Source organism: Nocardioides pakistanensis (genome assembly GCF_054781215.1).
Window position 1 is genome coordinate 154210 of sequence record NZ_BAAGUV010000022.1, and the last position, 26290, is coordinate 180499.

The following is a 26290-nucleotide window of genomic DNA, read 5'->3' on the forward strand; positions in this document are numbered from 1 at the left end:
CCGACTCGCCCGCACTAGCGCTCGTGGCGCAGGCCCGACCCCACGACGCCACGGGCGGCGAGGCCACCCAGCTCGGCCGGCGTCAGGCCGAGCACCTCGGCGAGGACCGCCTCCGTGTCCGCCCCGAGCAGGGGTGCCGGCTGCGGGGCGGTGAGCTCGCCGGACCAGCGCAGCGGCGACCCGGAGGCCAGCATCGGACCGACCCCGGGCTGGTCGATCTCGACGGCGACCGAGCCGGCGTCGCTGCGGGCCAGCTCCGCGGCCTCGGTCATGCTGCGGTAGGGCCCCCACAGCACGCGTGCGGCGTCCAGCTCGCGGCTCACCTCGCGCAGGGTGCGCTGGTTGAACCACGGCTTGAGGATCGCCGCGATCGTCTCGCGCAGCCGGTACCGGTCCGCCTCGGCGTTGAGGTCCGCGTCGAGGGTGGCCGCGAGTGCGTCGAAGACCGCCTCGGTCTCGGTGACCCGGCACAGGGCGTGCCACTGCCCCTCGGTGAGGGCGACCACCATCACCCGGCGTCCGTCGGCGGTGGCGAAGTCGACGCCGAAGGACCCGTAGACGTGGTTGCCGTGGCGGGGGCGGCCGTGGCCCTCCTGGTCGGCCTCGGCGAGCCAGCCGAGGCTCCCCACCCCGGACAGTGCGACGTCGGCCAGCGAGAGGTCGATCCGCGACCCCTCACCTGTCAGGTGGCGCCGTTGGAGCGCGGCCAGGACCGCCGTCGCCGCGGTCATGCCGGTGAGCAGGTCCCACGCCGGCAGCACCTGGTTGACCGGCTCACCGGTGTTCTGGGGTCCGGTCATGTCCGGGATCCCGACGCCGGCGTTCACGGTGTAGTCCACCGCGGGCCGCCCGTCGGACGCACCCTGCACGTGGACGTGGATGATGTCGGCCCGCCGTTGGGCCAGCTCCTCGTACGTCGGTCGCGCCCGGCCGACCATGTTGTCCAGGAAGATCCCGGCGGAGGGGCCGGGCCTCGTGGCGAGGGCGAGCAGGAGCTCCTTGCCCTCGGGCTGGCGGTAGTCGATGGTGACCGACCGCTTCCCCTTGTTCAGGTTGGCCCAGTAGAGACTCGCCCCGCGGGGGTCGACCGGCCAGCGCCGGTAGTCACTGCCTCCACCCGGCGGATCGACCCGGATCACCTCGGCGCCGAGCTGGGCGAGCGCCATCCCGCCGGACGGGCCGGCGACGAAGCTGGCCGCCTCGACCACGCGCAGGCCGCTCAGTGCACCGTTCTGGGCACCGCTCACCGCAGGTCACCTCCCCGGGCCAGCACCATCATCGGTATCTGGCCCTCCTGGACGACCTCCTGGCGCTGGTTGATCAACCGGAAGTGCCTGCCGACCACCGCGCGATCCCCGCGGCTGGTCAGCCGCAGGTCGGTGATCTCCAGCTCACAGTGCAGCGTGTCCCCGACGAAGATCGGGCCCGCGAACCGCCAGTCCTTGATGCCGAGCATGGCCACCGCCGACCGGGCGAACCAACCGGCCCGGTCCATCAGCCCGGTGAGCAGGGAGATCCCGAAGACGCCGTGCACCACCCGCCGGCCGTAGTCGGTGTGCTGGGAGAACTCCTCGTCGGAGTGGATGGGGTTCCAGTCTCCCGACAGCATGCAGAACGTCACGAGGTCGGTCTCGGTGACGGTCCTGCCCTGGGAGGTGAGCACCATGCCGGGCTCGAGATCCTCGAAGTACAGGCTCGGGTCCGAGTCGGGAGTGTGGTCCACGCTCATTCGCCTTTCACCTTCAGCACGATCCGGCCGACCTGCTCGCCGGCCTCCATCCGGCGGTGCACCTGAGGAGCCTCGGCGAGCGGGACGACCTCGTTGACGTCAGCCCGGATCTCACCCTTGGCGAGCAACGCGAGCAGCTCCTGCATCTCCTGGACGGTGCACGACTTGGTGCCGAGCAGGGAGATCTCCTTGAGGATCAGGTACGCCGGCGGCACCGACACCTCCTTGCCCTCGACGTTGCCCAGCACGACCACGCGGCCACCCGGCCTCACCGCGTGCAGCGACTCCCTGAGGGTCGGCGCACCGACGATCTCGAGCACGATGTCGGCCTGCCGTCCGAGCATGGTGCGCAGCTGCTTGGCGAACACCCGGTCCGGCGACACGATGACGTGGTCCGCACCCATGTCGCGGGCACGCTCGGCTCCTCGTTCGCTCGAGACGACGGCAACCGTGCGCGCCCCGACGGCGTGTGCGATCTCGAGGGCGTGCAGCCCGACACCACCGCTGGCTCCGGTGATCGCCACGACCTGGCCCTCGGTGAGCTGACCCCGCGCCACGAGCGCGTGGTAGGCGGTCCCCAGCGTGCAGGTCGCGATGGCCGCGTCCACCAGGGCCACCTCGTCGGGTAGCGGCACGACCGTGCTGGCGCTCACGGCGACGAACTCGGCGTACCCCCCGTCGTGGTCCTCACCCAGGAACGCCGGAGTCTGCGCGGTGCACAGTGCCTCCATGCCGCTGTGGCAGTTCGCGCACGCGCCGCAGCCGGAGTAGATCATCGTCATCACGCGGTCACCGACGCCGAATCCCTCGACGCCGGCGCCGACAGCCGCGACGGTGCCGCTGACCTGGTGCCCGAGCGTGACGGGCAGCTGGGCGCGCGGGAAGGCGCCGGCCCGGGTCAGCAGGTCGTGACGGCACACACCGCAGTAGGCGACCTCGACCAGGACCTGTCCCGGCGCCGCCGACGGCACCGGCACCTCCTGCGACCGCAGCACGTCCGGAGTGCCGAACCCGTCGATCCGGAACGCCGTCATCGTCTCCGGCAGCCTGCTCGACTTCACGGTGCCCCACTCCCCGCGAGCATCGCCTCGGCGATCGCTCGCAGCTTCGTCCGCTGGATCTTCATGCCGTTGGCGCCCTGGGAGACCGGGAACTCCTCCAGCACCACGACGCGACGTGGCACCTTGAAACCGGCGAGCTCCTGCCGGCACCGGGCGAGGATCTCTTGCTCGTCGACACCCGGGGGCTCGGCGACGACGAAGCCCACGACGGCCGCGCCCCGGTCGGTGTCCACGCCGACCACCTGGGCCTCCTTGACCGAAGGTTGTTGCTCGAGGAAGTCCTCGATCTCCTGTGGGTTGACCAGGAAGCCGCCCAGCCGCAGCGCGTCCCCGCGGCGTGACAGGTACACGACGTCCTCACCCTGCATGTAGCCCAGGTCGCCGGTGCGAAAGAACCCGTCGTCCGCCAGGTCGTCGTTGCCCTCGCGGTTGAGGTACCCGCACGTGACGTTGGGCCCGCGGACCTCGATCTCGCCGACCGCCGTGTCGGCGGCGATCTCGCCCGTCTCCACGTCGCGGACGCGCACCGAGATCTCCGGTGACACCGGGACTCCGCCGCCCAGACGCCAGCGGTCCGGGCCGGACTCGGGAGCGGGATAGGTCATCACCGCCAGCACCTCGCTGGAGCCGAAGGTCTGGAAGAACTTCCGCCCCGCGCTGGCCGCAGCGTCGACGATCGCGCCGGCATCGATGGCGGTGAAGCTGCCGAAACCGGTCTCGCGCCACGTCGGCATCGACTCGAGCGGCGCGGCATCGAGGATCCTGCGCAGCATCTCGTCGGAGAGGTTGGTGTGGGTCACGGCGTGCCGGCGAACCAGCTCGACGGTGGCCGCCGCGTCGAACACCGCCTGGATCACCAGCGGCCGGCCGGCCGCGAGTGCGGCGAAGAGCGTGTTGTAGCCGAACACCCCGCAGAACGGGAGGGCGCCGAGGACGACGGTGTCCGGCGCCAGGTAGCCGAAGCGGGTGGCTACGGCGTACGCGTGGTGGACCAGGGCCCGGTGCGACTGCAGGACCAGCTTCGGCGAGGACGTCGTGCCCGAGGAGCTGAACGCCTGGGCAGGCAGGTCCGGTTCGGCGTCGATACCCGCACCGGCCTGGCCGAACAGCGACTCGTGCTCGCGGCTCCTCGACGCCAGCGACTGCGGCACAGCCGTCGCGTCTCCGACGCAGACCACGTGCTCGAGGGAGGCCGGGAGGGCGGCGGCGACCTCGTCGAGCATGCCCAGGAAGTCGATGCCCTTGAACCCGGGAGCGGTGACCACGGCCCGCGCCCCGGAGTCCTCCAGCGTCGTGAGGACGTCGTGCGAGCGCAGCTTGGTGTTGACCCCCAGGACCGTGGCCCCCAGGTAGCCGCCGGCCACCATGTACTCGACCGCCTCGATCGAGCTCGGCAGCCAGAGGGCCACGACGTCGCCGCGACCGATCCCGAGCGAGGCGAGGCCCGCGGCCAGCCGGGCACTGCGGTCACGGAGCCCCTCGAAGGTCTGCCGGCGGTCGCCGTCGACCAGGGCCACCTTGTCCCGGTGCTGGAGCGCCAGGGCCTCGACCAGGTGCGGGATCGTGAACGGGTGCTCGACCGGGTGACCGTTGACGAGGGTGGTCACAGCAGGCGCCAGATGTCGTCCGCCGTCACGTTCTCGACCGGCTCGTCGAGCATCACCCGGCCACGGTTGATCACGACGACCCGGCGCACCACCTGGAGCACCTTCTCGATGTTCTGCTCCACGAGCATCACGGTCACGCCGAACTCCTCGTTGATCTGCTGCGCGACCCGCATCACCGTCTCGACCAGGTTGGGCTGCAGACCGACGGAGGGCTCGTCGAGCATGAGCAGCCTCGGGCTGGACATCAGCGCGATCGAGATGGCGACCATCTGGCGCTGCCCGCCGCTCATCGTGCCGACCAGCTGGGCCATCCGCTCCTTCAGCGCGGGGAACATCGCGAGCACCTGGTCCCGGGAGATGCTGCCGTCACCCCGTTCCCCGAACGCGAGGTTGTCCTCCACCGAGAGGTTCTCGAAGTAGCCGCGCTGTTGCGGCACCAGCGCCACGCCGGAGTCCACGATGTCGGGGGTGGCGAGCCGGGTGATGTCCCGGTCGCCCAGGTGGATGTGCCCGGACTTCACCGGGGTCAGGCCCAGCAGCGCCCGCAGCAGGGTGGACTTGCCCGCCCCGTTGTGGCCGAGCACGGCCACGAACTCCCCCGGCGCGATGTCGAGGGACAGACCCTGGAGCACCGGCTGGGCCGCGACGTCGGCGTGCACGTCGTCGATCTTGAGCAAGGTGCTCGTGCGCTCAGGCACCGAAGTAGACATCGCGAAGCGCCTCACTTTCCATCAGCTTGTCGGGGGTGTCCACGGCCAGGACCTCACCGGTCCCGAGGAAGACCGCGCGGTCGCACAGCTCGCGGACGAGCAGCATGTTGTGCTCGACCAGGAGCACCGTGCGGCCGTCGGCGATCAGCTTGGCCAGGACCTGGCGGAACTGGTCGAGCGACGACTCGTCGAGCCCTGACGTCGGCTCGTCGAGGAGGAGCAGCCGGGAGCGGGTGGCGAGCAGCCGGGCGATCGAGACGAGCTTCTGCTCGCCGTACGACAGCGAACCGGCCGACTGGTTGCGCACCGAGTCGGGGATGCCGACGAAGTCGAGGCACTCGTGCGCGTAGTCGACGGTCGCGCGCTCCACCTGCGCCACCTTCCAGGGCATGAGGAAGACACCGCGCATCCGCTCACCGGGCTGCTGCTGCACCCCGACGCACACGTTGTCGACCACGCTGAGCCGCGGCAGCAGGCGGACGTCCTGGAAGGTCCGGCCGATGCCACCGGCGACCCGCTCCTGCGGAGTGTCCGCCGTGATGTCACGTCCCTCGTAGGTGATCGTGCCGGCATCCGTGGGGATGGTGCCGGTGATCATGTTGAACAGCGTGGTCTTCCCCGCGCCGTTGGGGCCCACGAGGCCGGTGACCTGGCCTTCGGGCACCCCGAAGGTGGCGTTCTTCACCGCCTGCAGGCCGCCGAACCACTTCACCACCGAATCGACCTCAAGAAGCATGGGGCACCTCCTTCCGGGGAGCGCGTGCGTCCGGGGCGTCCCCGGTCCGGTTGACCGGCCGCCGCTTGCGCCGACGTGGCTTGTCGGCGAGGAGGCCCTGCGGGCGGGTGAACATCAAGATGACCAGGAGCAGGCCGAACAGGACCTGCTCGAGCGGCCCGGCAGCGGACTGCGCCAGGTTGATCTGCTGCAGCGCCTGCGGGATGAGCAGGATGATCGCGGCTCCGATCACCGCGCCGGCGACCGAGGTCATCCCGCCGACCACGACCATCGTGATGATGCTGACCGAGGTGGCGACCTCGAACGAGCCCGGGCTGATGTACATCAGGTTCTGGGCGTAGACGACGCCGGCGAGTCCGGCGAACGCTCCGGCGAGGACGGTGACCAGCATCTTGGTGCTTCGCACCGGCTTGCCCATCGTCGCCGCCACGACCTCGTCGTCGCGGATGGCGTGCATCATCCGTCCGTACGGCGAGCGCACCAGCCACAGGGCGAGGCCGGCGACGACCGCGAGGATGATCACCAGGTAGACCAGGAACGGCTCGTCGGCGAACAGGTCGAACGGGCCGAGCACGGGCCGGATGATCCCGGGGATGCCGCTGGTGCCGCCGGTCACCGACGTCCAGTTCGCGAAGACGCTCGAGGCGACGATCTGGAGCGCGAACGAGGCGACGATGAAGTAGTCACCGGCGACCCGCAGCGACGGGACCGCCATCACCGCTCCGGCCAGCGCCGTCACGGCGACGGCAGCGGCTGTGGCCGCCGGGGCGGACCAGGCCTCGCTGACGCTGAGGAAGGCGAAGGTGTAGGCGCCGACCCCGAACAGGGCCGCGTGTGCCATCGAGAAGATCCCAAGGTGCCCGATCAGCAGGCTCAACGAGATCGAGAGGATCGCGAAGATCCCGATCGAGATCAGCAGGGAGAGCACATAGGGACTCATGCCGTTCGCCTCCTCGGCTTCAGCTGGAGGGCGGTGAGCCCGCCCGGGCTGGCGGTGATCAGCACCAGGAACAGGACGAAGATGACCGGCAGGGTCCACTCCGCGTCGATCTCGATCAGCAGGATGTTCTGCAAGATCCCCAGCGTCATCGCCGCGATGAAGGCGCCGACGACGCTGCCGATGCCGCCGATGAAGACGGCCATGATCGAGATGATGAAGTAGGTCTCGCCGAGTCCCGGCTGCATGCCGGTGTCCGCGGCGACGTACAGGCCGGCGAGCGCGGCGAACAGCGAGCCCGCGGCGTAGACCAGCACCAGGACCCGTCCAGGTCGCCGGCCCACGACCTCGACGAACTCCGGGTTGCCGGAGTAGGCCTTGATCAGCTTGCCGGCCCGGGTGCGGGACAGCACCAGGATCAGCGCGGTGAACAGCACCGCGGTGAGTACGACGATCAGGATCTGGCCGACGGTCATCGACCAGCCGCCCAGGCTGACCGCCGTGTGGAACCAGTCACCGAGCGCGAGCCGTGCCGGACGCGCCCCGAGGTTGATCGTGAACAGGTTGTCCACGATCACCAGCGCCCCGAGCGAGACCAGGAAGAGGACGAAGCCCTCACCGCCGCGCCGCCCGAGCGGCACGTAGAGGAAGCGCACCAGGGCGACACCGAGGAGGACGGCCAGGACCAGCCCGACCAACGCGGCGAGCACGCCCGAGACCCCGAGCTCCCGGGTCGCCATGACCGCCAGGTATCCCGCCGCGCTGAACACGCCCGCGTGGGCGATGTGGAAGTGCCGGGTCGCCCCGAAGATCAGCGCGAAGCCGACCGCGACCAGGGCGTAGAGGCTGCCGGCCACCAGGCCGTTGAGCAGCAGTTGGACGAACAGATCCATGACAGTCCTATCGATGCCTCGAGCGGGTCAGTTCCCGTAGTTCTCGGCGAGGGTCTTGACGGCGCCGTTCTCGATCACGCCGACGTTGATCGGGCGGGAGGCCACGCCGTCCTTGAAGGTGAGCTCGGACCCGTAGACGGAGTCGAAGGTGCCGATGTCGTTGATCGCGGCGATGATGTCCTCGCCGGTCACGTCATCGTCGTCCTCCATCGCCTTCGCGTAGGCCTGCGCGAACACGGTGACGGCGTCGTAGTAGTTGCCGATGTAGGAGCTGGTCGGCTTCTCGCCGTACTCCTCCTCGAAGCGCTTGACGAACCCCTCCTCGGGGTTGAACGGGATGGAGGTGAGGATCAGCCCCTCCGCCGCCTTGTTGGCGAGCACATCCGGGATCGCCGCCCACGAGGTGTTGGCCATCGGCACGTCCCAGCCGATCTCCCGGGTCTGGCTCACCATGTTGTTGGTGTCCTGGCCGAAGGCACCGAACACGAGCACGTCCGCGCCCGAGTTGCGCAGCTTCGTCAGCTGTGAGCGGTAGTCGGTGCCCTGGTACTGGCCACTCTCCTCCGCGACGACCTTGCCGCCCGCGGCCTCGTAGGCCTCGACGAAGCTCTCCTTGGCCGAGCGGCCACCGTCGTCGCTGGTGTAGAGCACCGCGGCCTTGCGGTAGTCCTCCTCGTTGACGAGGTACTGGGCGAGGATCTCGCTCTCGTTCTTCAGCAGCGGGATCGTGTTGAGCAGGAAGTCACCCTGGTCGCCCAGCGCGTTGCTCTGCGCGCCGCCGTTCATCACCGGGATCTTGCGGCTGTTCGCGATCGGCATCAGGGCCAGGGTCTGGCTGGAGAACGAGCTCAGGACCATGGCGACGTCCTCGCCCACCAGCTTCTGGAGGGCGACCACGGCGGGCTCGGGGAGGGCCTGGGTGTCCTGCACCTCCAGCTTGATCGGCAGCTCGCCGCCGATGCCGCCGTCGGCGTTGATGTCGTTGACAGCGAGCCGGGCGCCGCTCTCGAAGTAGTCGCCGTAGACGGCCTGCCCACCGCTGGTGGCCCACAGCCCGCCGATCAGCACCTCGTCGGCGCCGCCGCTTCCCGCTGAGTCCGACCCGCCGCACGCGGCCACCGTCATCATCGCCAGCGACGCCACCGCGGCCACGCCGACCTTCCGTACCATTCCTGCACGCATCTGAACCTCATACTCTCTGCCGGCTCTGGCCGACTGGTGGTGTCGAAACACTGTGGTTGGGTTGCAGGGCCTCAGGCCCCGCGGTGGAGCAACCTCTCCCGAGCGATCTCCCGGAGGGCGGCCGACCGGATCTTGGTGCCGTTGGTCCCCGACGTCGTCGGCATCTCCTCGAGGAGGTAGACCTCGCTGGGGACCTTGAACTTCGCGAGCGTCTCCGCGCACCAGGCGCGCAGCTCCGCCGGCTCCGGCGCGGCGCCGGCCTGCGGGACCACGAACGCGACGGCCACGGTGCCGCCGCCGGGGCCCGGCACCCCGACGACCTTGCCGACCTCGACGCCGGGGTGGGCGTTGAGCCGCAGCTCGATCTCCGACGGGTCGACGAGGAATCCACGCAGCCGGAGCGCGTCGCCCATCCGGCAGACGAACTCGATCGTGTCGTCGTCGACTGCGCGACCCAGGTCACCGCTACGGAACCAGCCGTCGTCGGTGAACGTGCCTTCGGAGAGCTTCTGGTCACCGAGGTAGGCATCGACCACGTTCGGCCCCTGGAACTGGATCTCGCCCTCGCCGCCGCGCTCGACCTCGCTCCCGGTCGCCGGGTCCGCGATCCGGGCGCGGATCTGAGGCGACACCAGGTGCCCCCCGCCCGACCAGCGCAGCTCGGCCGGGTCCCGGGCGTCCCAGAAGGAGGTGAGGGCGAAGATCTCCGAGGACCCGTAGACCCCGACGACCGAGCAGCCGAGCTCAGCCTCCGCCCACTCCGCGAACTCCGCAGACCGGCCTTCGAAGTCGGCGATGCCGATCCAGCGCATCCGGTGGGTCATCCCCTCCGCGGGCCACGCCGCGCGCAGGCGACCGAAGAGGTCGTCGGCGCCGGCGGCGTGGGTCACGCCGTAGGTGGACATGTCCGCGAGCACGCCGGCCGCGTCGAACACCGGCTCGAGCAGGATGGCGGCCCCGCTCACCAGCGCCGCCATCGACGGGGTGAACCCGAAGACGCCCGAGAGGGGTAGCGCTCCCAGGACCACGTCGCCGGCTCCGATCTGGGCGCGCTCGGCCACCGCCAGCGAGTGGGCGGTGACGCCGGCCTCGGCGTGGGCGGCCAGCTTGGACCTGCCCGTGGACCCCGAGGTGGTGAAGGTGGTGCAGAGCCCGGCGACGGGATGCGGCTCCAGGTCGGAGTGCCCGGTGCTCCGGGGGAACACGTCGGCACCAGCGCCGACGTCGTACGACGCGACGTCGTCCGGCTGGTCTGTGCCGGGGGCGGCCACGACGAGCACGTACGGAGCGGGGATCCCCGGCTCCGCCATCGCGGCGTGCAGCCGGCCGCGCAGGTCCAGGTTGTTGAAGTCGTGCGCGATCAGGATCGCCCGGGGGGAGGCCATCGCCAGCACGTGCGCGACCTCGTCGCTGTTGTAGCGCGTGTTCACGCCGACCACGTGGGCACCGACGGACAGGGCTGCGAGCTGGGCGGCGACCGCGCTGGACCAGTTCGGCAGCCAGACCGCGATGCAGTCGCCCTCGCCGATCCCGGCGCCGCGAAGGTCGGCGGCCATGTCGGCGGCGAGCTCCCGCAGCGCCCTGCGGGTCACCACCCGTGCCGCGCCCGCACCGGCGAGGCCGTCGTAGAGCACGGCCTCGTCCGGTCCGTCCTGCACCTGCCTGGTGAACAGGTCCAGCAGTCGGGGAGTCGTCATCGGCCCTTCCTCATCTTGGTGATCCAGGAGTCGAGCAGGCCGGCGAAGCCGTCCATCTCCTCCATCGGGTAGTGGCCGTAGCCCTCGAGGAAGACGTAGTCGGCGTCCGGCACCTGGGCGGCAGCCCACTCCACCGCCACCGGGTCGACCCAGAGGTCGTCCTCGCCGGCGACGAACGTCATCGGGCAGGTGACGTCGGCGAGCTCCTCGCGCACGTCGTGGGTGCACCACCCGATCAGGTCGCTGTTGGAGACCAGCGGGTCTTCCCGGCAGTGCATCCGCGCGATCAGGGCTGCCCGGTCGCTCGGCGTCGCGCGGCCGACCACGGCGCGCGTCCCCAGATGCGTGCGGTCGCTGCGCGCCGGGGCGGCACTGTCCTCCAGCTCGCGTCGCAGGGCGTGGATTTTGCCCCGGCCCGGTCCGGGCTCGGCGCACATCGACACGGCGCCGCCGAGCAGATCACCGTGCCGGACCGCGAGCTCCTGGGCGACCTTCCCGCCGATCGAGCAGCCGACCACGATGGTCGGCCCGTCCGCGAGGCGGTCCAGGACCTCGACCAGCCACGTGGCGTAGTCGGCGAGGTCGGTGACGGCTCCGTCGACGGCCGGCTCGCTGTGACCGTGACCCGGCAGGTCGGGGACCAGCACCCGGTAACCCAGGTCGGCGAAGTCGGCGAGGGTGTGGCGCCACTGCACGCCGGTCTGGCCGGCCGTGTGGATGGCCAGCAGGGTGGTGCCGTTCGGCCGCTCGGGGACGACCTCCTGCACGAAGCCCAGGGCGCCGCCGATGTCGAGGTGGTGCGCGTGGAGTCTCATCCGACGACCTCACGGGTCGACTCGGTGGCCAGCGTCCGGGCGTTGTCGACCAGCAGCTCCAGCGCCTTGGTCAGCCGCAGGTACTCGTACGGGTCCCCGGACACCTCGAACTCCCCGGACATGAGTCGGGCACCGAACCGCGCGTCCGGGGCGGTCAGGAGGTCGGCCCAGACCCGGTCGGTGGCGCCGAAGGTGAACGTCGCACCGTGCGCGGTGCGCGGAGCGACCTCGATGATGCGGCCGCGGTAGATCCGGAGCTGGATCTCGTGCCGCCCTCCCCGGAGGCCGAGGGTGCCGTCCCAGGCCTGGACAGCGGAGACGAAACGGTCGTCGCTGCTCAGCAGTTCGGCCAGCGCGGCACCCCAGGCCCGCGTGCCGACGTCGCGGTGCGTGCGATGGGCGGCGGGGTCCTCGCTCCGCACGCGCACCGTGCAGCTGCCCGAGTGGACCACGCGGCCGGCCGGGTCGAGGAGCTTGTCGAAGCGGGTCACGTCGCCGGCTCGCTCGTCGGCGACGGGCTCCAGGCGCACGACGGTGGAGCGCAGGGTGACCTGTTGTCCCGGCTCCAGGCGGCCCGTGGAGGTCCAGCAGGCCGTGACCTGACGGAGCTCGGCGGGCGCGAGCACGCGCCCGGCCTGGCTCTCACGCCACAGCTCGTCGGCGACCACGGCTGCCTCTGCCGGGGTGGCCACGGGGCGGGCGGGCGTGACCGACCGCGGGTCGGACCGCCAGGCCAGGCCGACTTCCAGGTCCTCGAAGTGCATGAGATGGGTGCGCTTTCCCTCAGGTGACGTGCATCACGAACGATCGTTCGTGCATATACTGACTCCGTGAGCGAGCAACGTCAACCACCGGCCGTAACCCGGCCCGCCGCCCGGGACGGCCAGGCGAGCGGCCGGTCGGGCGCACGGGGCGGACGGCGGCCGAACGAGGCGGCGATCTTCTCGGCGTCGCTGAACGTCTTCAGCGAGCGCGGGTTCAACGGTGCGTCGATGCGCGAGATCGCGACGCGCGCAGGCACGAGCCTGTCGAACCTGTACAACTACGTGCCGGGCAAGGCCCACCTGTTGGCGCACGTCCTCAAGCGGGCCAACGACAACCTCCTTCAGGAGCTCGAGGAGGCGCTCCGCGAGGTCGAGACCCCGACCGACCGGCTTCGTGCCGTCGTGAGCAGCTACATCCTCTGGAGCGCCCGGAACCAGATGGCCGGAACGGTCGCGGTCGGCGAGTTCCGGTACCTGACCGGGCTGCAACGTGACGAGGTCGTCGGCGCGCGCGACCGGACCCAGCGGATGTTCACCGAGATAGTCCTGGACGGGGTCGAGGCTGGTGAGTTCGGCACGCCGCACCCGCACGACGCGGGCCGCAACATCGTCCTGCTGTGCTCGGCCTTCGCGACCTGGTTCCGAGCCGGCGGCGGCCGGTCGGTCGAGGAGATGGCCGAGAGCCAGGTCCGGCTCGCGCTCGCGATGGTGGAGGCCCAGACCCTGCGCTGACGCGCGTGGCGGTGCGCGGACGCGCACCGAACTCCAGACGGGTCACGTCTGCCAGGTGATGGGCGCCCGGGGGTCGGGCTCGTAGGCGCAGTAGGTTCCGGTGCGGACCGTACGGTTCAGGTGATCAGCCAGGGCGGGATGCTGCTCGCCGATCCGCGTGAGCGTGTACCGGATCGCCCGGGTGACACTGACCCGAGCCCTCTCGGAGCCGGAGGCCGACCGCCGTTCTCGGCCACCGAGGCCGAAGGCGCGGGCAAGCTCCGCGACGAGGTGGTCGCGGTCGGCCCGGGCCAGCGACGCCCGCTCGAGGTCCCCCATCTCCTCCGCCTCCGCGATGTCCTCGTCCACCTCGGTCAGCCGACGTCGGTACGCCCGCCGCGCCTGGTCGTCCAGCAGCGGTCCCGCATCGTCAGCGCCGAGACGGAGGCCGTCCTCCGGCGCGAGGCCGATGCCGGGCCTGGAGTCGGCAGTGACGCCGTGGACCCCGCTCACCAGGTCGAGGACATGGAACTCGCGGCCCGGGGCTGTCAGCAGCCGGGTCAGGTGATGCATCCCCTTGAGATCTCGCAGCAGGACGGTCGTGCCGAGGAAGGTCACCGTCCGGGTGTCGCCATCCAGCTTGAAGACCCCGACCTCGGTGGCCGGCTCGGGAGTCGCCACCGAGGGCGCGTCGCCCCGGTCGTCGTGGGCCAGGTCCGCCGGGGCCGTGGCTCCGATCCCCTCCAGCGCCCGCCTCGCCGCGTCGAGCTCGAGGGCGGCCAGCGCGTCGTCACCGGCGGCCCGGTGCGCCTCGGCCAGCACCATCCGCGCAAGGGCCGTCTCGTACGGCGCGTCCACCGTGCACCAACCGTGCACAGCCGCTCCGCACGCGTCGATGGCCGCAGCGGCATCGGAGTCGGCCAGGGCGACCCGGCCTCGTGCCAGCTCGGCCATCGCGTGCAGGGCCGGACCCGGATAGGTCGCCGCAATAGTGGCCAGCTCCGTGGCCGCAGCGCGGGCGGTGGACGGGTCGCCGGCGGCCAGGGCGATCTCGACCTGGGCGTCAAGCAACGGAGCACGCGACAGGGCAACGTTCGGTGGCCGTTCCTTCCACGGGATCTGCCGCGGGTGGACGAGAGCGTCGCGCACCATCGCGGCTGCCTCGGCCACCCGGCCGCGGGCGAGCCGCAGCAGGGCCCAACCCGGTTGCGGCTGCCAACCGGTGGCGTGCGCTGCCCGGAAGGCCTCTTCGGCTCCGTCGAGGTCACCGCGTCGGAGCCGGATCGTGCCGAGCTCGGTCAACGGCCATCCGAACTCGCGTCGCATCCACGGCCGCAGCTCCTCGCAGGCGTGCAGCGCCTCCTGCTCGGCCTCGTCGCAGCGCCCGTGCAGGCGAAGCAGCTCCGCACGGTGGATCCGACAGCGGCCGTTGATGCCGCCGTAGAAGTCACCCCGGGCACGACGGGTCTCCATCACAGCGGTCCACTCCGCCGCCCGGTCGTACTCGGCGAGCCCCTGCATCGCGCACACCAGCTCGCACCACACCATTCCGGCCGTCAGCGGGTCGACCTGGTCCGACAGCAAGGTCACCGCCGCCTCGTCCAGGTGGGCGAGCCCCTCGCTGACCTCACCGGTCAGGATTCGCACACGCGCCGCCGCGACGCGGCCCAGGGCGGAGGCGGGTACGACGTCGTACCGGTCGCCGAGCGCGACCGCACGGCCGGCCCACCGCTCGGCCGCCTCCAAGTCACCGCACATGAACCGTTCGTAGGCGTGCAGCATGGCGACCAGGGCATGGACCGGCGTCTCACCGTGGCCCGCCAACAGACCCTCGCAGCGGCTCAGCCAGCCGCGGACCGGCGCCATCAGGCCCGTGTCCATCAGGAGGTACAGGGCGACCATCGCCGCTGCGTGTGCCGCGGCCAGGTCGTCACCGACGGCGATCCTGCGTGCGTGCTCCTGCTCCCAGGTCGTGACCGTGCCCTCGAGGTCGCCCGCGGCGTACTGCGCGGTGGCCGCGTCCTCGACCGAGTCGGCAGGTCGGTCCGGCTGCACCACCGCGTCGGGGACGACGCGCGTTACCGGGCGCACGTACCGACCGTACTCCTCGCGCTTCTCACCGGCGTGACAGAACTTGTCACGCCTTCGGTGCAGCACGGCAACCCACGTCCGGGACGTGCCACCAGACCCAGAAGGGAGACCACAGATGAAGCAGCGACTGGAGGACCTACCGGTCGAGCTGGACCTCGGCGAGCTCGTCACCCGATACGTCGAGTGGGGTGCGATGGCGGTCCGCTACGCCCGCGTCCCCGCCGGCACCGACATGGGGCCCGTCCTCGAGGGACTGCCCGATGACCGCTGCCCGAGCGACCACTGGGGCATCGTCCTCGAGGGCGCGATCACCCTCGTCCACGCCGACGGCACCAAGGAGGAGACCACCGCCGGAGAGACCTACTACTGGCCCGCAGGGCACACGGCAGTCAGCCAGGACGGCGCGGCCTTCCTCGAGATCGGGCCCGTCACCCCGATGCGGGCGTTCGGCCAACACGCCAAGACCAAGCTCGGACAGATCACCGGCTGAGTGATCCCTACCGGTCCGTCGCGCAGGACGCCGCGGCGGACCGGTTGCCCGGGGCCGGTGTTCGTCAGTGGTCCTCGCCCCAGTTGGCGATCAGTACGGCGATCGGCGGGATCACCGCTGCGACGCCAGACATGACGACAGCCGCTGTTGTCGACCACAGCCGGACCACGTTCCAGGCCAGCACGATCAGGGCCACGCAGGTGCCCATCAGCACGAAGTACCAGCGCCGGCGGCGACGCAGGCGCGCGCCCTGCGCTTCGGCGACATCGCTGACCGAAAAGTGCCGGCGGTCTCTTCTCATTGTTCCTACTCAGGGTCGGAGCGCGGTCAGCCGAGGATGCGCAGTGCCGGGCCGTAGACAGCTGATGCGGCGGCCCCCAACAGTGTTGCGACGAGCGTCGACCGGCGGGACGACGATCGAGCAAGAGCCACCGTCAACGCCGCGACTCCCACGGCCGCGAAGAGGATCGCCACGTCGTCGTACCCCAAACGCCACCAGTATCCGCCCACAGCCTCACCCAAGAAGGTGGCCGGGATGGCCGCCAGGCCAAGAGACGCCGTGGGCAGGTGCGCCGAGGCCCGTGCCCAGCGGGCCGACAGCCCGAAGACAGGCCCTCCCACGAGCCCGCACACTGTCCAGAACGCTGCGAAAGACGTGGAGACGCCGAACCCGCGGAACGCCAGGCACCGTAGTAGCCGGCGACCTCAGCGACGCACGTCGCAGCCGCAAGCGTCGCCGCGGTGACCGATGAGCGCTGAAACCAGCCGACTGCCCACGCGACCGCCAGCCAGGGGCTGGCGGAGTTGGCCCGAGCCGCCCAAGGCGTGTCGAGCCACCCTTGGGCGTACGACGTGATGACGCCGACGACAAGGCCGACTCCGGGCAGCAGCACCGCCCAGTCCGCCCTATGGCTGCGCGTCTCGTTTCCGTCGGAGGTGGTCGGGCGCTGGGCCGCCCTGTGTGACTCAACTCCGGCGCCGTTCTCCATGCGCGCACTCTCGCACGCTCCGCCGTCCGGTTGCACGCCTCCGGTGCATTCCCCATGCGCGAGGCACTTCCCGTCGCGGTGCAGCTCGAGTCGCTGCCCAGGAGGCAGCTGCGAATCATGCAGGGTGTCACCGAGGCCCGGGCCAGCTCGGACCGGACCAGGCAGTGAGGATGCCTCCTTGCACCGGACGGTCCTAGGCTGACCCCGGCACGACGACCCGCGAGGTGAGCCATGGACCACGACATGATCGAGGCGCTGCGTGAGCAGCACCCGGCGTGGCGGCTCCTGCGCGCCGGCAACGCTCCGCTGGTGCTGTCCTTCCTCGGTCGACACTTCGTCGAGGAGAACAACGGCGCGACCGCCGCATCGGCTCTGGTCTCCCGGCTCGACGACGAGCTCTACGGACTCGACCCGGGACGCGGCAGCGCCGATGGCTCGGGGGAGCGCCGTTACCCGAAGAGCCCACAGGAGTACCTCGACGACTGGTCGGCCGATGCGACCGGCTGGCTGCGGCGCTTCTACCCGCCGGGGTCGGACGAGGTCCACTACGACGCGACGCCTTCGTTCGAGAAGGCCTACGCCTGGCTCGCCACACTGCAGACCCGGTCGTTCGTCGGCACCGAGTCCCGGCTACAGACCGTGGTCGACCTGCTACGTCAGATCGTCCACGGCGCCGAGACCGACCCGGAGGCGCGGCTGACCGAGCTGCGGCGCCGACGCGCCGCGATCGACCAGCAGATAGCGGCAGTCGAGGCCGGTGAGGTCGACGTGCTCGACCCCACCGCACTGCGCGAGCGCTATCACCAGTTCGCCGCGACCGCCCGCGAGCTGCTCGCTGACTTCCGCCAGGTCGAGGAGAACTTCCGCAGCCTGGACCGCTCCGCCCGGGAGCGGATCGCCTCCTGGGAGGGTGGGAAAGGGGAGCTGCTGGCGGACCTCGTGGACAGCCGCAGCAGCATCACCGGCACCGACCAGGGCCGGAGCTTCCAGGCGTTCTACGACTTCCTGCTCTCGGAGTCCCGGCAGGACGAGCTGACGGATCTGCTCGCCCGAGTGCAGCGGGTCGCGGGGCTCGAGACCGAGCAACGGCTGCGCACGATCCACCACGACTGGTCCGACGCCGCAGAGCGCACCCAGGGAACGGTGCGGCAGATCTCCGAGCAGCTGCGTCGCTTCCTCGACGACCAGGTGTGGCTGGAGAACCGTCGCGTCCTCGACCTGGTGAGGACCATCGAGGCCACGGCCCTGGCTTGTCGGCACAAGCCCCCGACACTCGGCCTCGAGGTCGACGAGCCCGGCATCGAGGTGGCGCTGCCGTTCGAGCGGCCGCTGTACGACGCTCAGCCGACCACCAGCGTGGACAGTCTGCTCGCGCCCGACGACAGGTCGGAGGTCGACATCGCAGCGCTGTTCGAGCAGAGCCACGTCGACCTCGCCCGCCTGGCCACGAACATCCGTACGGTCGTACCGCCGCGCGGCACCGCGCTGCTGCGTGACATCGTCGACCTCTACCCGCTGGAGCAGGGAGCCGCCGAGCTGGTCTCCTATCTCACTCTGACCGACGACGACCTCACCGTGGAGATGGACGAGACCGAGGAGATGCTGGTCGACTACCCCGACCCGTCCGACCCCGCCGTCGTACGCCGAGTGCGGCTGCCCAAGGTGACGGTGACCCGGCGGTGAGGACACCGGACGAGCAGGCCACCGCGACGGCGATCATCAAGCTGATGCGCGGGGTGGTCTATCGCGAGAGTGACGAGGACACCTGGCTCGCGCTCGCGCGACACGAGGGTGCCGTCCGCGACCACTTCGCCACCATCGGCGTCGAGGTCGTGGTCGACGACGCCGAGGGCTACGCGTTCCTGCGCAGCGAGGAGGAGCACGACGACACCGACCCGCTCCCCCGGCTGGTGAAGCGGCGCAGCCTGACCTACCACGTCAGCCTGCTGCTGGTGCTGCTGCGCAAGCGGCTGGTGGAGTTCGAGACCGCCGGCGGCGAGGGCAAGCTGGTGCTGAGCCGCGACCAGATCGTCGACCTGCTGCGGCTGTTCCTGGCCGACTCCACCAACGAGGCGCGCGTGGTCGACAGCGTCGACACCACCATCCGCAAGGCCGCTGACCTCGGCTTCCTGCGTCAGCTGCGGGGTCAGTCCGACCACTGGGAGGTACGCCGGATCCTCAAGGCCTACGTGGACGCCCAGACCATGTCGGACTTCGCTGGCAAGCTCGCCGACTACGCCGGCCGCCGGACGGACGGCACCGATGACTGACGCACTGTTCTCCTCGGTGGAGCTGGACACCCCGTCCCGCGCGGGCTTCAGGCTGCACCAGATCGAGGTATTCAACTGGGGCACCTTCGACAAGCGCGTGTGGCGACTGTCCCTGGGCGGCGAGACCGCTCTGCTCACCGGCGACATCGGCAGCGGCAAGTCCACCCTGGTCGACGCGGTCACCACCTTGCTGCTCCCGGCGCACCGAATCTCCTACAACAAAGCTGCCGGCGCGGACACCAAGGAACGCACCCTCCGCAGCTACGTGGAAGGCCACTACAAGTCCGAGCGGATCGAGGCCACCGGCGCCTCGCGTCCGATCGGGCTGCGTGACCATCGCAGCTACTCGGTGATCCTCGGCGTCTTTGTCAACGAGGGCTACGACGAGACCGTAACCCTCGCGCAGGTGTTCCACCAGAAGGACAAGGCCGGGCAGCCGGACCGGTTCTTCGTGGTCTCCGACAAGGCGTTGTCGGTGGAGGCCGACTTCACCTCCTTCGGGTCCGACCTGCTCGACCTACGCAAACGACTGCGCGCCGGCGGCGCGGAAATCCACAACGTCTTCCCCGACTACGCTCGCTCGGTACGACGCCGGCTGGGCATCGCGTCGGAGCAGGCGATGGAGCTGTTCCACCAAACGGTGTCGATGAAGTCGGTCGGCAACCTCAACGAGTTCGTCCGCAACCACATGCTCGAGCCGGTCGACGTGACCGACCGGGTGCGCGGCATCGTCGGCCACTTCGAGGACCTCACCAAGTCCCACGAGGCGGTCACGCGCGCCCGCGACCAGCTGGAGGTGCTCGAACCGCTCGTGGCCACCGCCGACCGGTACGACGCCGCGCTCGCCCGGCGCACCGAACTGGAACGGCAGCGCGACGCGACCCGGGCGTTCTTCGCGGACCTGCGCACACGGCTGCTGGACGACGAGCTCGCGGCGATCTCGTCCGAGCTCGCCGGTCTGATCACGCAGGCCGAGGAGCTGGCCGGCGCGCGCGCCGACGCGGCCCGCGAACGCGAGGGGCTGATCAGCGCCCGGGCCCGTGCCGGCGGCGACCGGGTCGGCCAGCTGCAGCAGCAGGCCGAGGCAGCCCGGTCGGAGGCGGTCCAGCGGCGCGGCAGACGGGTCGACTTCGACCGGCGGGTCGAGCAGGCGGGTCTGCGTACGGTGGCCGACGCCGACGGGTTCGCCGCAGTCCTGCGGCAGGTCGCAACCCTCGACGAGACGGTCACCGAGACCCGCACCCTCCTCGACGAGCGGTTCGTCGAGTTGCGGGGCCGTCAACGCGAACTCGAGTTGCAGAGCAGCCAGGTCCGCGACGAGCTCACCAGCCTGGCCGGACGCACCAGCAACCTCCCGATGAGCCAGCTCGACGTTCGCGCCCAGCTGTGCGCCGAGCTGGGCCTGGATGAGGAGCAGCTACCGTTCGCCGGCGAGCTGGTCGACGTCGACGAGGAGCACGCCGAGTGGCGGGGAGCGGCCGAGCGCGTCCTGCGCGGGTTCGCGCTGTCCCTGCTCGTACCTGACGAGCACTATGCCGCCGTCGCACACTGGGTCGACGGTCGCCGGCTCACCCACCGCCGCGCCGACGGCAGCACGGCCGGCAGCAGGCTGGTCTACGAGCGGGTCCCCGCCCGCCGGGTGTCGCTGCAGGTGAGCGACATCGGCTCACGTCGGGTACTGGCCGACTGCCTACAGGTCAAGGACGGCCCGCTGGCCGACCACGTCCGCAGCCAGCTCGTCCGCCGCGCCGACCACCTCTGCGCCGACACGCTGGAGGAGTTCCGGACGGCTGGGCGGGCGGTCACCCGACAGGGCCAGGTGCGGTCCGGCGACCGGCACGAGAAGGACGACCGGTCTCGGGTCGACGACCCCCGCACCTGGGTGCTGGGCTGGGTCAACGAGCGCAAGGTCGCCGCTCTCACCGAACAGCTGCAAACGCTGCAGACCGAGTTCCTCGCCGTGCAGAGTCAGGGCGAGGAGCTGGCCACCGAACGCCAGACGCTGGACCGGCGGGCGCAGGCTCTGGCCGGACTGGCGGCATACACCTCGTGGACGGACCTGGACTGGCAGGAGGCCGAGCAGCGGTCCGTCGAAGCCGATGCCGAACGGGAGCGGCTGGTCGCCGGGTCGTCGGAGCTGGCCGAGATCGAACAGCGACTGGGCGTCAACGAGGAGCGGTCACAACAGCTCGAGGCGCGGCTCGGCGAGCTCACCCGTCACACCGCCCGCCTGGAGGAACGGGTCTCCCGCGGCGAGCGGGAACGAGCCGAGGCGCAGCAGTTCCTCGACGGCCTCGCCGCCGACGACGTCGAGGCAGCGCGCGCGGCGTACCCGTCCCTCACCGAGCGGCTCGGCCGCGACCTGCCACAACACTCCGAGCAGTGCGCGTCGGCGGAGGCCGGGCTGACCACCGACCTGCAGGCCGCCGTCGAGAAGGTCGGCCGGGAGCTGGGCGGCTACGTCACCAGCCTGGTGCAGGAGATGAACAAGATGCTGTCCTCCTGGCCCGAGCTGCGCAGCGAGATGGACGCGGCGGTGGAGACCCGTGCGGACTTCCGCGCGATGCGGGACCGGATCGCGCAGGACGACCTGCCCCGGTTCGAGGCGGACTTCAAGGAGCAGCTCAACACCAACACGATCCGCGAGCTGGCGCAGTTCCACAGCTGGCTGAACCGGCAGGCCGACGAGATCCAGGTGCGCATCGACCGGATCAACGAGGCGATGGGGGCGATCGACTACAACCCCGGCCGCTACATCCGGCTGGAGAAGGAGCGCACCGTCAACCAGGAGGTGCAGGCCTTCCGCAAGGAGCTGCGCGACGCGACCACCGACGCGATCGGCGGCGACGACGACCAGTACTCCGAGCGCCGGTTCCTGGAGGTGCAGCGGATCATCCAGCGGTTCCGGGGCCGGGAGGGACATGCCGACAGCGACAAGGCGTGGACCCGCCGGGTGACCGACGTGCGCAACTGGTTCACGTTCTCGGCCTCCGAGCGCGACCGGGTCACCGACGAGGAGTGGGAGCACTACCGCGACTCCGACGGCAAGTCCGGCGGGCAGAAGGAGAAGCTCGCCTACACGATCCTGGCCGCGTCCTTGGCCTACCAGTTCGGGTTGGAGTGGGGTGCGCAGCGCTCCCGGGACTTCCGGTTCGCGGTGATCGACGAGGCGTTCGGTCGTGGTTCGGACCTGTCGACCCGCTATGCGCTGGAGCTGTTCGCCAAGCTGGGCCTGCAGCTGCTCATCGTGACGCCGCTGCAGAAGGTGCACGTCATCGAGCCCTACGTCCGGGCGATCGGCTTCGTGGACAACCCCGACGGTGCCAGCTCGCGGCTGCAGACGCTGACGGTGGAGGAGCTGCACGAGCTGCGCGCCGGGCACACCGGTTCCGGGTCGGCGCGCGGATGACGTGGTCGACCTCGGCGGACGTCCGCGCGAAGGTGCAGCGGCGGTGGGACGACGGCACCCTGCTGCGCGCGTACGCCGCGGGCGAGCCTTGCCCGCGCATCGAGGTGCCCCTGCGCCGGCCGGGTCCGCGGGAGCTCGGTGAACGCCTCGGTGAGGTGCAGGAGTGGGCGTGGGAGCTGGAGCAGGGCTCGCGGGACGGCGCGCGTTACCGGCTGGAGCACGCCGAGGTCGGCGGCCGCCTGGTCGGGCGCAACCGGCTGCCGAGCCGGGCAGTCGTGGAGACCTACGCCCAGGCCTGGGCGCTGTTGGGCGTCGCGCGGCAGGTCACGGTGTACGACGGGGTGCTCGGCGTCGTCGCGGCCGAGCCGGTGGTCCGCGCCTGGGTCGGCGCGCGTCCCCTCGAGGCCCTGGGCTTGCACGGCGAGTGGGCACGCCTGCTGGCGGCGTACCGATGGCTCGACGAGCACCGCGGCTCCGGCCGCTACCTGCGCGAGATCGCCGCACCGGGCGTGGACACCAAGTACGCCGAGCGACACCGGCCCGTCCTCGCCCAGCTCCTCGGCGTGCCGGGGTCGGCCGCCGGGTTCCTCGGCGGGCTCGGGCTGCGGGCCAAGCCAAACCTCGTCCGGTTGCGTCCGCACGCTTCGCTCGGGTTGCCCGCTCCGCTGACCGAGGTCGCTGTGCGTCACGACGAGTTGCACTCACTCGCATTGCCGGCGAAGCGGGCGGTGATCGTGGAGAACGAGATCACCTACCTCAGCGTGCCGATGCCGCAGGACGGGCTCGTCCTGTGGGGCAGGGGCTTCGATGTCGACCGGGCCGGCTCGTTGCCCTGGCTGCGGGACGCGGAGGTGGCCTACTGGGGCGATCTGGACACGCACGGTTTTGCCATCCTCGACCGGCTGCGCGCCTGGCTGCCGCAGACCCGCTCGGTGCTGATGGACCTGGCGACGCTGCTCGAGCACCGGGAGCGTTGGGGTCAGGAGGAGCGGCCCACCTCGGCGCGCCTGACCCGGCTCACCTCCGAGGAGGCCGACGTGTACGCCGTACTTGTGGAGGACCGCCTCGGGCAGCGGGTGCGGCTGGAGCAGGAGCGGATCGACTGGGCCTGGGCGGCGCCGCGCCTCGGCGTGGACTGCTAGACGACACCTACTCACCGCTCCCTCGTGAGGCACCTGGTCCCCGGCCCGGCGCCCCGTGGGGATGGCCGGGTCGGAAGATCAGAGTTCAGACGGGGGCGAGAACGTCCAGCCCCAGGATCTGCGCAGACTCTGCGCGCCGTGCGTCGTACGTGACGACCCCGTCGACGCCGATGCGAATGGCGGCTGCCAGGTGTAGCCCGTCCAGCGACCGCAGCTGTGCGCCTGGCAGAAGCCCCGCCTCGCGAAACAGGGACGACGGGACCTCGTAGAGGCCCACGCCGTCGAGCAGGTCCGAGACGTGCTGTTGGGTCAGCACATCGACACGCTGGGCGACGCGACGCAGCTCGGTCTCCAGCAGCCAGCACGCGACCAGCTCCGGCGCCTCTTCGTCGAGGGTGCGCGCCAACGCGTCAGACTCCGGCTCGTCCACGATCAGCTTCAGCGCCGCCGACGTGTCGAGATACCAGAGGCTCACCGCTCTCCCCGCAGGTCGTCCAGGATCTCGCCGCTGGGTGTGCTGATGCGCACGCGAGGTCGATCGGCGTACACGGGACGCTTCTTCGCGGGACGGTCACAGCGCAGGTCGCCGGCGCTCACCGGCCCGAGCCGGGCCACGGGGACACCGTGCCGAGTGACCGTGTAGGTCTCGCCGCGCTGTACGCCACGCATGATCTCGGCGTTGTCGTTGCGGAGCTCGCGCTGGCTGATGATCTTCATCTGACCACTGTAGCGCTGCGTAGCGCACCCCCGACTCACTCAGACATCAGGGGGTAGGTGGCGGGAACCCTCAGCGCGTCGCAGAACTCCTCGCCTTCCCCAGTGAGCGCACGGCCTCTACGGCCGCCTGATCAACCAGGACCTGCGGGACACGGCCGCGCGACTCGAGAACTCGGCGCCTCGGCGGTACGCGACGAGCGCGGGGAACCACGGGGCACGCGGCCCCACTTGGGCCCTGAATGACAAAACCCCAGGAGAGGTACAGGGCCTCTGACCTGGGGCTTCATCTGGAGCCGCCTGTCGGAATCGAACCGACGACCTATTCATTACGAGTGAATCGCTCTGCCGACTGAGCTAAGGCGGCCTGTGCCCAGCCAGAGCCGGGCACGCCGGACGAGTATACGGAAGCAGCCCGCGAACGACGAAACCGGGCGGGGGCCTTGCCCGGCGCGGGTCGGCCGGGGCGCGGCGGCCAGGACCGACGATTGGGCAGAAACGGCAGTCGTCGTTGCGGATTGGGCAGAAACAACACGTCCAGGCGACTGGGACTGTCGTATCTGCCCAATCCTGAAGCGCGGTTGCTGTTCTTGCCCATTCTCAGCGGGGCCTGGGTCTCGACAGGCTCGACCAGCGGGGCCTGGGTCTCGACGAGCTCGACCAGCGGCACCCGGTCTCGACGAGCTCGACCATCGGGGCCTGGGTCTCGACAGGCTCGACCACCGGGGCGGGCCGGCCAGCGGGACAGGGTCAGCAGGTCACGTTGTCGGACGGGACGACACCGGAGACCAGGTAGGACTCGACCGCCTCGTCGACGCAGGCGTTCCCGGCGAGGTACCCGGTGTGGCCGTCGCCGTCGCGGGTCACGAGCACCCCGGAGTCCAGCTGGGACGCCAGCGCCTCGGCCCACTCGACCGGGGTCGCCGGGTCGCGGGTGGTGCCGATCACCAGGATCGGCTCGGCGCCCTCGGCGACCAGCGGGCCGACGTCCTCGGCGCCCTCGACCGGCCAGCCGGCACAGCTGGACAGCCCGTAGGCGAAGACCGAGCCGAAGGTCGGCGACGCCTTCTCGAACTCCGGCACCTGGGCGGCGGCCTCCGCCGACGAGATGGGCTCGTCGTCCTGGTCGAGGCAGTTGATGGCGTACAACGCCTCCATCGAGTTGTCGATGTAGCCGTCGGGTCCACGGGAGGTGTAGGCGTCCGACAGCGCGAGCAGCGCGCGGCCCTCGCCGCGGAAGGCGGCCTGGAGCGCGCCGTCGAGGAGCGGCCAGTACTCCTCGTTGTACAACGGCGCCCAGATCCCCAGCACCGCGTTGCCGACCTCGAGCTGCCGGTCCCCGGAGCCGGAGATCGGCCGCTGCTCCACCTCGTCGAGGAACTCCCGGATCCGTTCGGTGCCGGCGTCGACCGACGAGCCGAGGAAGCAGCTGCCCCGGTCCACGCAGGCCTGCACGTAGGAGCGCAGCGCGGTCTCGAAGCCGCGCGCCTGCGCCAGGCTCAGCTCCTTGTTGGACAGAGTCGGGTCGAGCGCGCCGTCGAGCACCATCCGCCCCACCCGGTCGGGGAACAGCTCGGCGTACGTCGCGCCGAGCAGGGTGCCGTACGACGCCCCGAACCAGCTCAGCTGCCGGTCGCCGAGCAGCTCGCGGATGATGTCGATGTCCCGGGCCGCCTCGGCCGTGGACACGTGCCGGGCCAGGTCGCCGCTCTTCTCGAGGCACCCCTCACCGAACTCGGCGAGCATCTGGTCCATCTCGTCGAGCTCGGCCGGGGTGTCCGGGTCGGGGTCGCTCGCGGCGAACTCGTCGAGCCGCTCGTCGGACAGGCAGTCGACCGGCGTACTCTCCCCCACCCCGCGCGGGTCGAAGCCGACGATGTCGAAGACCCGGCGCACCTCCGGCCCGAAGTAGGTCTGCGCGTTGGCCGCGTAGTTGGTGCCCGACCCGCCGGGACCTCCGGGGTTGACCACCAGCGAGCCGACCCGCTGCTTGCGGTTCTCGGCCGGCACCTTCAGCAGCGACAGGGTGATCGCCTCACCGTCGGGGTCGGCGTAGTCCAGCGGCACCTCGATCTCGGCGCACTGCAGGTTCGTCCGGCACCCGCTCCAGCGCACGTCCTGGGTGTAGTACCGCTCCAGCGCCGGGTCCGGCCGGTCGGTCGCGGCGGCCGAGGGCAGCGGCTTGGACGACAGCGACGGCGACGGGCTCGCCTGCGGGTCGTCGCCGGTCTGGCAGGCGCTCAGCCCCAGGACGAGTACGACGGGCAGGGCAGCTGCGCGAAACAGCCGGCGGGCGGGAGACGTCGTGGGCACGGCCAGAGTCTAGGCCGGGACCTGAAGCAC

24 protein-coding genes, 1 tRNA gene and 1 pseudogene are annotated in these 26290 nt (G+C 70.8%); 6 read left to right on the forward strand and 20 right to left on the reverse strand.

Annotated elements, in window-relative coordinates:
• Positions 1–14: 14 nt before the first annotated feature.
• The 12 genes from ACYVIH_RS09345 to ACYVIH_RS09400 form a co-directional block, all read right to left on the reverse strand.
• Positions 15–1247, reverse strand: coding sequence for a CoA transferase (locus tag ACYVIH_RS09345; RefSeq protein WP_460868524.1), 1233 nt, complete (start codon positions 1245–1247; stop codon positions 15–17).
• Positions 1244–1729, reverse strand: a complete 486-nt coding sequence (locus ACYVIH_RS09350; protein ID WP_460868526.1) for a MaoC/PaaZ C-terminal domain-containing protein — start codon at positions 1727–1729, stop codon at positions 1244–1246. Before ACYVIH_RS09350 ends, ACYVIH_RS09345 begins: the two co-directional genes overlap by 4 nt.
• Positions 1726–2790, reverse strand: a complete 1065-nt coding sequence (locus tag ACYVIH_RS09355; RefSeq protein WP_460868528.1) for an alcohol dehydrogenase catalytic domain-containing protein — start codon at positions 2788–2790, stop codon at positions 1726–1728. Before ACYVIH_RS09355 ends, ACYVIH_RS09350 begins: the two co-directional genes overlap by 4 nt.
• Positions 2787–4397 carry an AMP-binding protein gene (locus ACYVIH_RS09360; protein ID WP_460868530.1) on the reverse strand — a complete coding sequence of 537 codons (1611 nt, stop codon included), beginning with the start codon at positions 4395–4397 and terminating at the stop codon, positions 2787–2789. Before ACYVIH_RS09360 ends, ACYVIH_RS09355 begins: the two co-directional genes overlap by 4 nt.
• The gene (locus ACYVIH_RS09365; protein WP_460868533.1) at positions 4394–5095 is read right to left on the reverse strand and encodes an ABC transporter ATP-binding protein; all 702 of its coding nucleotides are present in this window, start codon (positions 5093–5095) and stop codon (positions 4394–4396) included. The genes ACYVIH_RS09360 and ACYVIH_RS09365 overlap by 4 nt, the downstream gene beginning before the upstream one ends.
• Positions 5088–5843, reverse strand: a complete 756-nt coding sequence (locus ACYVIH_RS09370) for an ABC transporter ATP-binding protein (protein ID WP_460868535.1) — start codon at positions 5841–5843, stop codon at positions 5088–5090. The genes ACYVIH_RS09365 and ACYVIH_RS09370 overlap by 8 nt, the downstream gene beginning before the upstream one ends.
• Positions 5833–6783: a branched-chain amino acid ABC transporter permease gene (locus ACYVIH_RS09375; protein WP_460868537.1), complete on the reverse strand. Its 951-nt coding sequence runs from the start codon at positions 6781–6783 to the stop codon at positions 5833–5835. The genes ACYVIH_RS09370 and ACYVIH_RS09375 overlap by 11 nt, the downstream gene beginning before the upstream one ends.
• On the reverse strand, positions 6780–7673 hold the full coding sequence (locus tag ACYVIH_RS09380; RefSeq protein ID WP_460868539.1) for a branched-chain amino acid ABC transporter permease: 894 nt from the start codon (positions 7671–7673) through the stop codon (positions 6780–6782). Before ACYVIH_RS09380 ends, ACYVIH_RS09375 begins: the two co-directional genes overlap by 4 nt.
• A gap of 27 nt (positions 7674–7700) precedes the next feature.
• Positions 7701–8855: an ABC transporter substrate-binding protein gene (locus ACYVIH_RS09385; protein ID WP_460868541.1), complete on the reverse strand. Its 1155-nt coding sequence runs from the start codon at positions 8853–8855 to the stop codon at positions 7701–7703.
• Between the two features lie 71 nt (positions 8856–8926).
• The gene (locus tag ACYVIH_RS09390) at positions 8927–10552 is read right to left on the reverse strand and encodes an AMP-binding protein (RefSeq protein ID WP_460868543.1); all 1626 of its coding nucleotides are present in this window, start codon (positions 10550–10552) and stop codon (positions 8927–8929) included.
• Positions 10549–11367, reverse strand: coding sequence for an alpha/beta fold hydrolase (locus ACYVIH_RS09395; RefSeq protein WP_460868545.1), 819 nt, complete (start codon positions 11365–11367; stop codon positions 10549–10551). The genes ACYVIH_RS09390 and ACYVIH_RS09395 overlap by 4 nt, the downstream gene beginning before the upstream one ends.
• Entirely contained in the window at positions 11364–12131 is a 768-nt protein-coding gene (locus ACYVIH_RS09400; RefSeq protein WP_460868547.1) for a hypothetical protein, read from the reverse strand. Before ACYVIH_RS09400 ends, ACYVIH_RS09395 begins: the two co-directional genes overlap by 4 nt.
• A 66-nt stretch (positions 12132–12197) precedes the next feature.
• Here ACYVIH_RS09400 and ACYVIH_RS09405 point away from each other — a divergent pair, with 66 nt between their 5' ends.
• A complete protein-coding gene (locus tag ACYVIH_RS09405) occupies positions 12198–12863 on the forward strand; it encodes a TetR/AcrR family transcriptional regulator (protein ID WP_460868550.1) in 666 nt (221 codons plus the stop codon).
• A gap of 42 nt (positions 12864–12905) precedes the next feature.
• Here ACYVIH_RS09405 and ACYVIH_RS09410 read toward each other — a convergent pair whose 3' ends face one another.
• Positions 12906–14933 (reverse strand): tetratricopeptide repeat protein, encoded by a 2028-nt coding sequence (locus ACYVIH_RS09410; RefSeq protein WP_460868552.1) that lies wholly within the window; start codon positions 14931–14933, stop codon positions 12906–12908.
• 115 nt (positions 14934–15048) lie between these two features.
• On the opposite strand from ACYVIH_RS09410, the gene ACYVIH_RS09415 reads away from it, so the two are divergent.
• Complete coding sequence (locus ACYVIH_RS09415) at positions 15049–15423, forward strand: cupin domain-containing protein (protein ID WP_460868554.1); 375 nt, start codon at positions 15049–15051, stop codon at positions 15421–15423.
• Between the two features lie 64 nt (positions 15424–15487).
• Here the strand turns inward: ACYVIH_RS09415 and ACYVIH_RS09420 are convergent, their stop codons facing one another.
• From ACYVIH_RS09420 to ACYVIH_RS09430, 3 genes and pseudogenes are all read right to left on the reverse strand, one after another.
• Positions 15488–15724, reverse strand: a complete 237-nt coding sequence (locus ACYVIH_RS09420; protein WP_460868557.1) for a DUF3099 domain-containing protein — start codon at positions 15722–15724, stop codon at positions 15488–15490.
• A 26-nt stretch (positions 15725–15750) separates the two neighbouring features.
• The gene (locus ACYVIH_RS09425) at positions 15751–16107 is read right to left on the reverse strand and encodes a DUF6518 family protein (protein WP_460868618.1); all 357 of its coding nucleotides are present in this window, start codon (positions 16105–16107) and stop codon (positions 15751–15753) included.
• Between the two features lie 8 nt (positions 16108–16115).
• Positions 16116–16412, reverse strand: a pseudogene (locus ACYVIH_RS09430) (DUF6518 family protein); the annotation flags it as partial.
• Between the two features lie 231 nt (positions 16413–16643).
• Here ACYVIH_RS09430 and ACYVIH_RS09435 point away from each other — a divergent pair.
• From ACYVIH_RS09435 to ACYVIH_RS09450, 4 genes are read left to right on the forward strand one after another with little or no spacing between them, the layout of a single operon-like run.
• Positions 16644–18095 (forward strand): DUF3375 domain-containing protein, encoded by a 1452-nt coding sequence (locus ACYVIH_RS09435; protein WP_460868559.1) that lies wholly within the window; start codon positions 16644–16646, stop codon positions 18093–18095.
• On the forward strand, positions 18092–18682 hold the full coding sequence (locus ACYVIH_RS09440; protein ID WP_460868561.1) for a DUF4194 domain-containing protein: 591 nt from the start codon (positions 18092–18094) through the stop codon (positions 18680–18682). Before ACYVIH_RS09435 ends, ACYVIH_RS09440 begins: the two co-directional genes overlap by 4 nt.
• Complete coding sequence (locus ACYVIH_RS09445; protein WP_460868563.1) at positions 18675–22091, forward strand: ATP-binding protein; 3417 nt, start codon at positions 18675–18677, stop codon at positions 22089–22091. The genes ACYVIH_RS09440 and ACYVIH_RS09445 overlap by 8 nt, the downstream gene beginning before the upstream one ends.
• Positions 22088–23233 (forward strand): Wadjet anti-phage system protein JetD domain-containing protein, encoded by a 1146-nt coding sequence (locus ACYVIH_RS09450; RefSeq protein WP_460868565.1) that lies wholly within the window; start codon positions 22088–22090, stop codon positions 23231–23233. The genes ACYVIH_RS09445 and ACYVIH_RS09450 overlap by 4 nt, the downstream gene beginning before the upstream one ends.
• A gap of 85 nt (positions 23234–23318) precedes the next feature.
• Here the strand turns inward: ACYVIH_RS09450 and ACYVIH_RS09455 are convergent, their stop codons facing one another.
• The 4 genes from ACYVIH_RS09455 to ACYVIH_RS09470 form a co-directional block, all read right to left on the reverse strand.
• Complete coding sequence (locus tag ACYVIH_RS09455) at positions 23319–23708, reverse strand: type II toxin-antitoxin system VapC family toxin (RefSeq protein ID WP_460868567.1); 390 nt, start codon at positions 23706–23708, stop codon at positions 23319–23321.
• Complete coding sequence (locus ACYVIH_RS09460) at positions 23705–23950, reverse strand: type II toxin-antitoxin system Phd/YefM family antitoxin (protein WP_460868569.1); 246 nt, start codon at positions 23948–23950, stop codon at positions 23705–23707. The genes ACYVIH_RS09455 and ACYVIH_RS09460 overlap by 4 nt, the downstream gene beginning before the upstream one ends.
• A gap of 288 nt (positions 23951–24238) precedes the next feature.
• A tRNA-Thr gene (locus tag ACYVIH_RS09465) sits at positions 24239–24314 on the reverse strand.
• Between the two features lie 383 nt (positions 24315–24697).
• A complete protein-coding gene (locus ACYVIH_RS09470) occupies positions 24698–26260 on the reverse strand; it encodes an alpha/beta hydrolase (protein ID WP_460868571.1) in 1563 nt (520 codons plus the stop codon).
• Between the last annotated feature and the right edge of the window lie 30 nt (positions 26261–26290).

Bases quoted from the DNA above. Each gene is read 5' to 3' on its own strand.
- ACYVIH_RS09350 (WP_460868526.1), bottom strand. From the start codon at position 1,729: ATGAGCGTGGACCACACTCCCGACTCGGACCCGAGCCTGTACTTCGAG.
- ACYVIH_RS09370 (WP_460868535.1), bottom strand. From the start codon at position 5,843: ATGCTTCTTGAGGTCGATTCGGTGGTGAAGTGGTTCGGCGGCCTGCAG.
- ACYVIH_RS09375 (WP_460868537.1), bottom strand. From the start codon at position 6,783: ATGAGTCCCTATGTGCTCTCCCTGCTGATCTCGATCGGGATCTTCGCG.
- ACYVIH_RS09380 (WP_460868539.1), bottom strand. From the start codon at position 7,673: ATGGATCTGTTCGTCCAACTGCTGCTCAACGGCCTGGTGGCCGGCAGC.
- ACYVIH_RS09385 (WP_460868541.1), bottom strand. From the start codon at position 8,855: ATGCGTGCAGGAATGGTACGGAAGGTCGGCGTGGCCGCGGTGGCGTCG.
- ACYVIH_RS09390 (WP_460868543.1), bottom strand. From the start codon at position 10,552: ATGACGACTCCCCGACTGCTGGACCTGTTCACCAGGCAGGTGCAGGAC.
- ACYVIH_RS09395 (WP_460868545.1), bottom strand. From the start codon at position 11,367: ATGAGACTCCACGCGCACCACCTCGACATCGGCGGCGCCCTGGGCTTC.
- ACYVIH_RS09400 (WP_460868547.1), bottom strand. From the start codon at position 12,131: ATGCACTTCGAGGACCTGGAAGTCGGCCTGGCCTGGCGGTCCGACCCG.
- ACYVIH_RS09415 (WP_460868554.1), top strand. From the start codon at position 15,049: ATGAAGCAGCGACTGGAGGACCTACCGGTCGAGCTGGACCTCGGCGAG.
- ACYVIH_RS09420 (WP_460868557.1), bottom strand. From the start codon at position 15,724: ATGAGAAGAGACCGCCGGCACTTTTCGGTCAGCGATGTCGCCGAAGCG.
- ACYVIH_RS09435 (WP_460868559.1), top strand. From the start codon at position 16,644: ATGGACCACGACATGATCGAGGCGCTGCGTGAGCAGCACCCGGCGTGG.
- ACYVIH_RS09445 (WP_460868563.1), top strand. From the start codon at position 18,675: ATGACTGACGCACTGTTCTCCTCGGTGGAGCTGGACACCCCGTCCCGC.
- ACYVIH_RS09450 (WP_460868565.1), top strand. From the start codon at position 22,088: ATGACGTGGTCGACCTCGGCGGACGTCCGCGCGAAGGTGCAGCGGCGG.
- ACYVIH_RS09460 (WP_460868569.1), bottom strand. From the start codon at position 23,950: ATGAAGATCATCAGCCAGCGCGAGCTCCGCAACGACAACGCCGAGATC.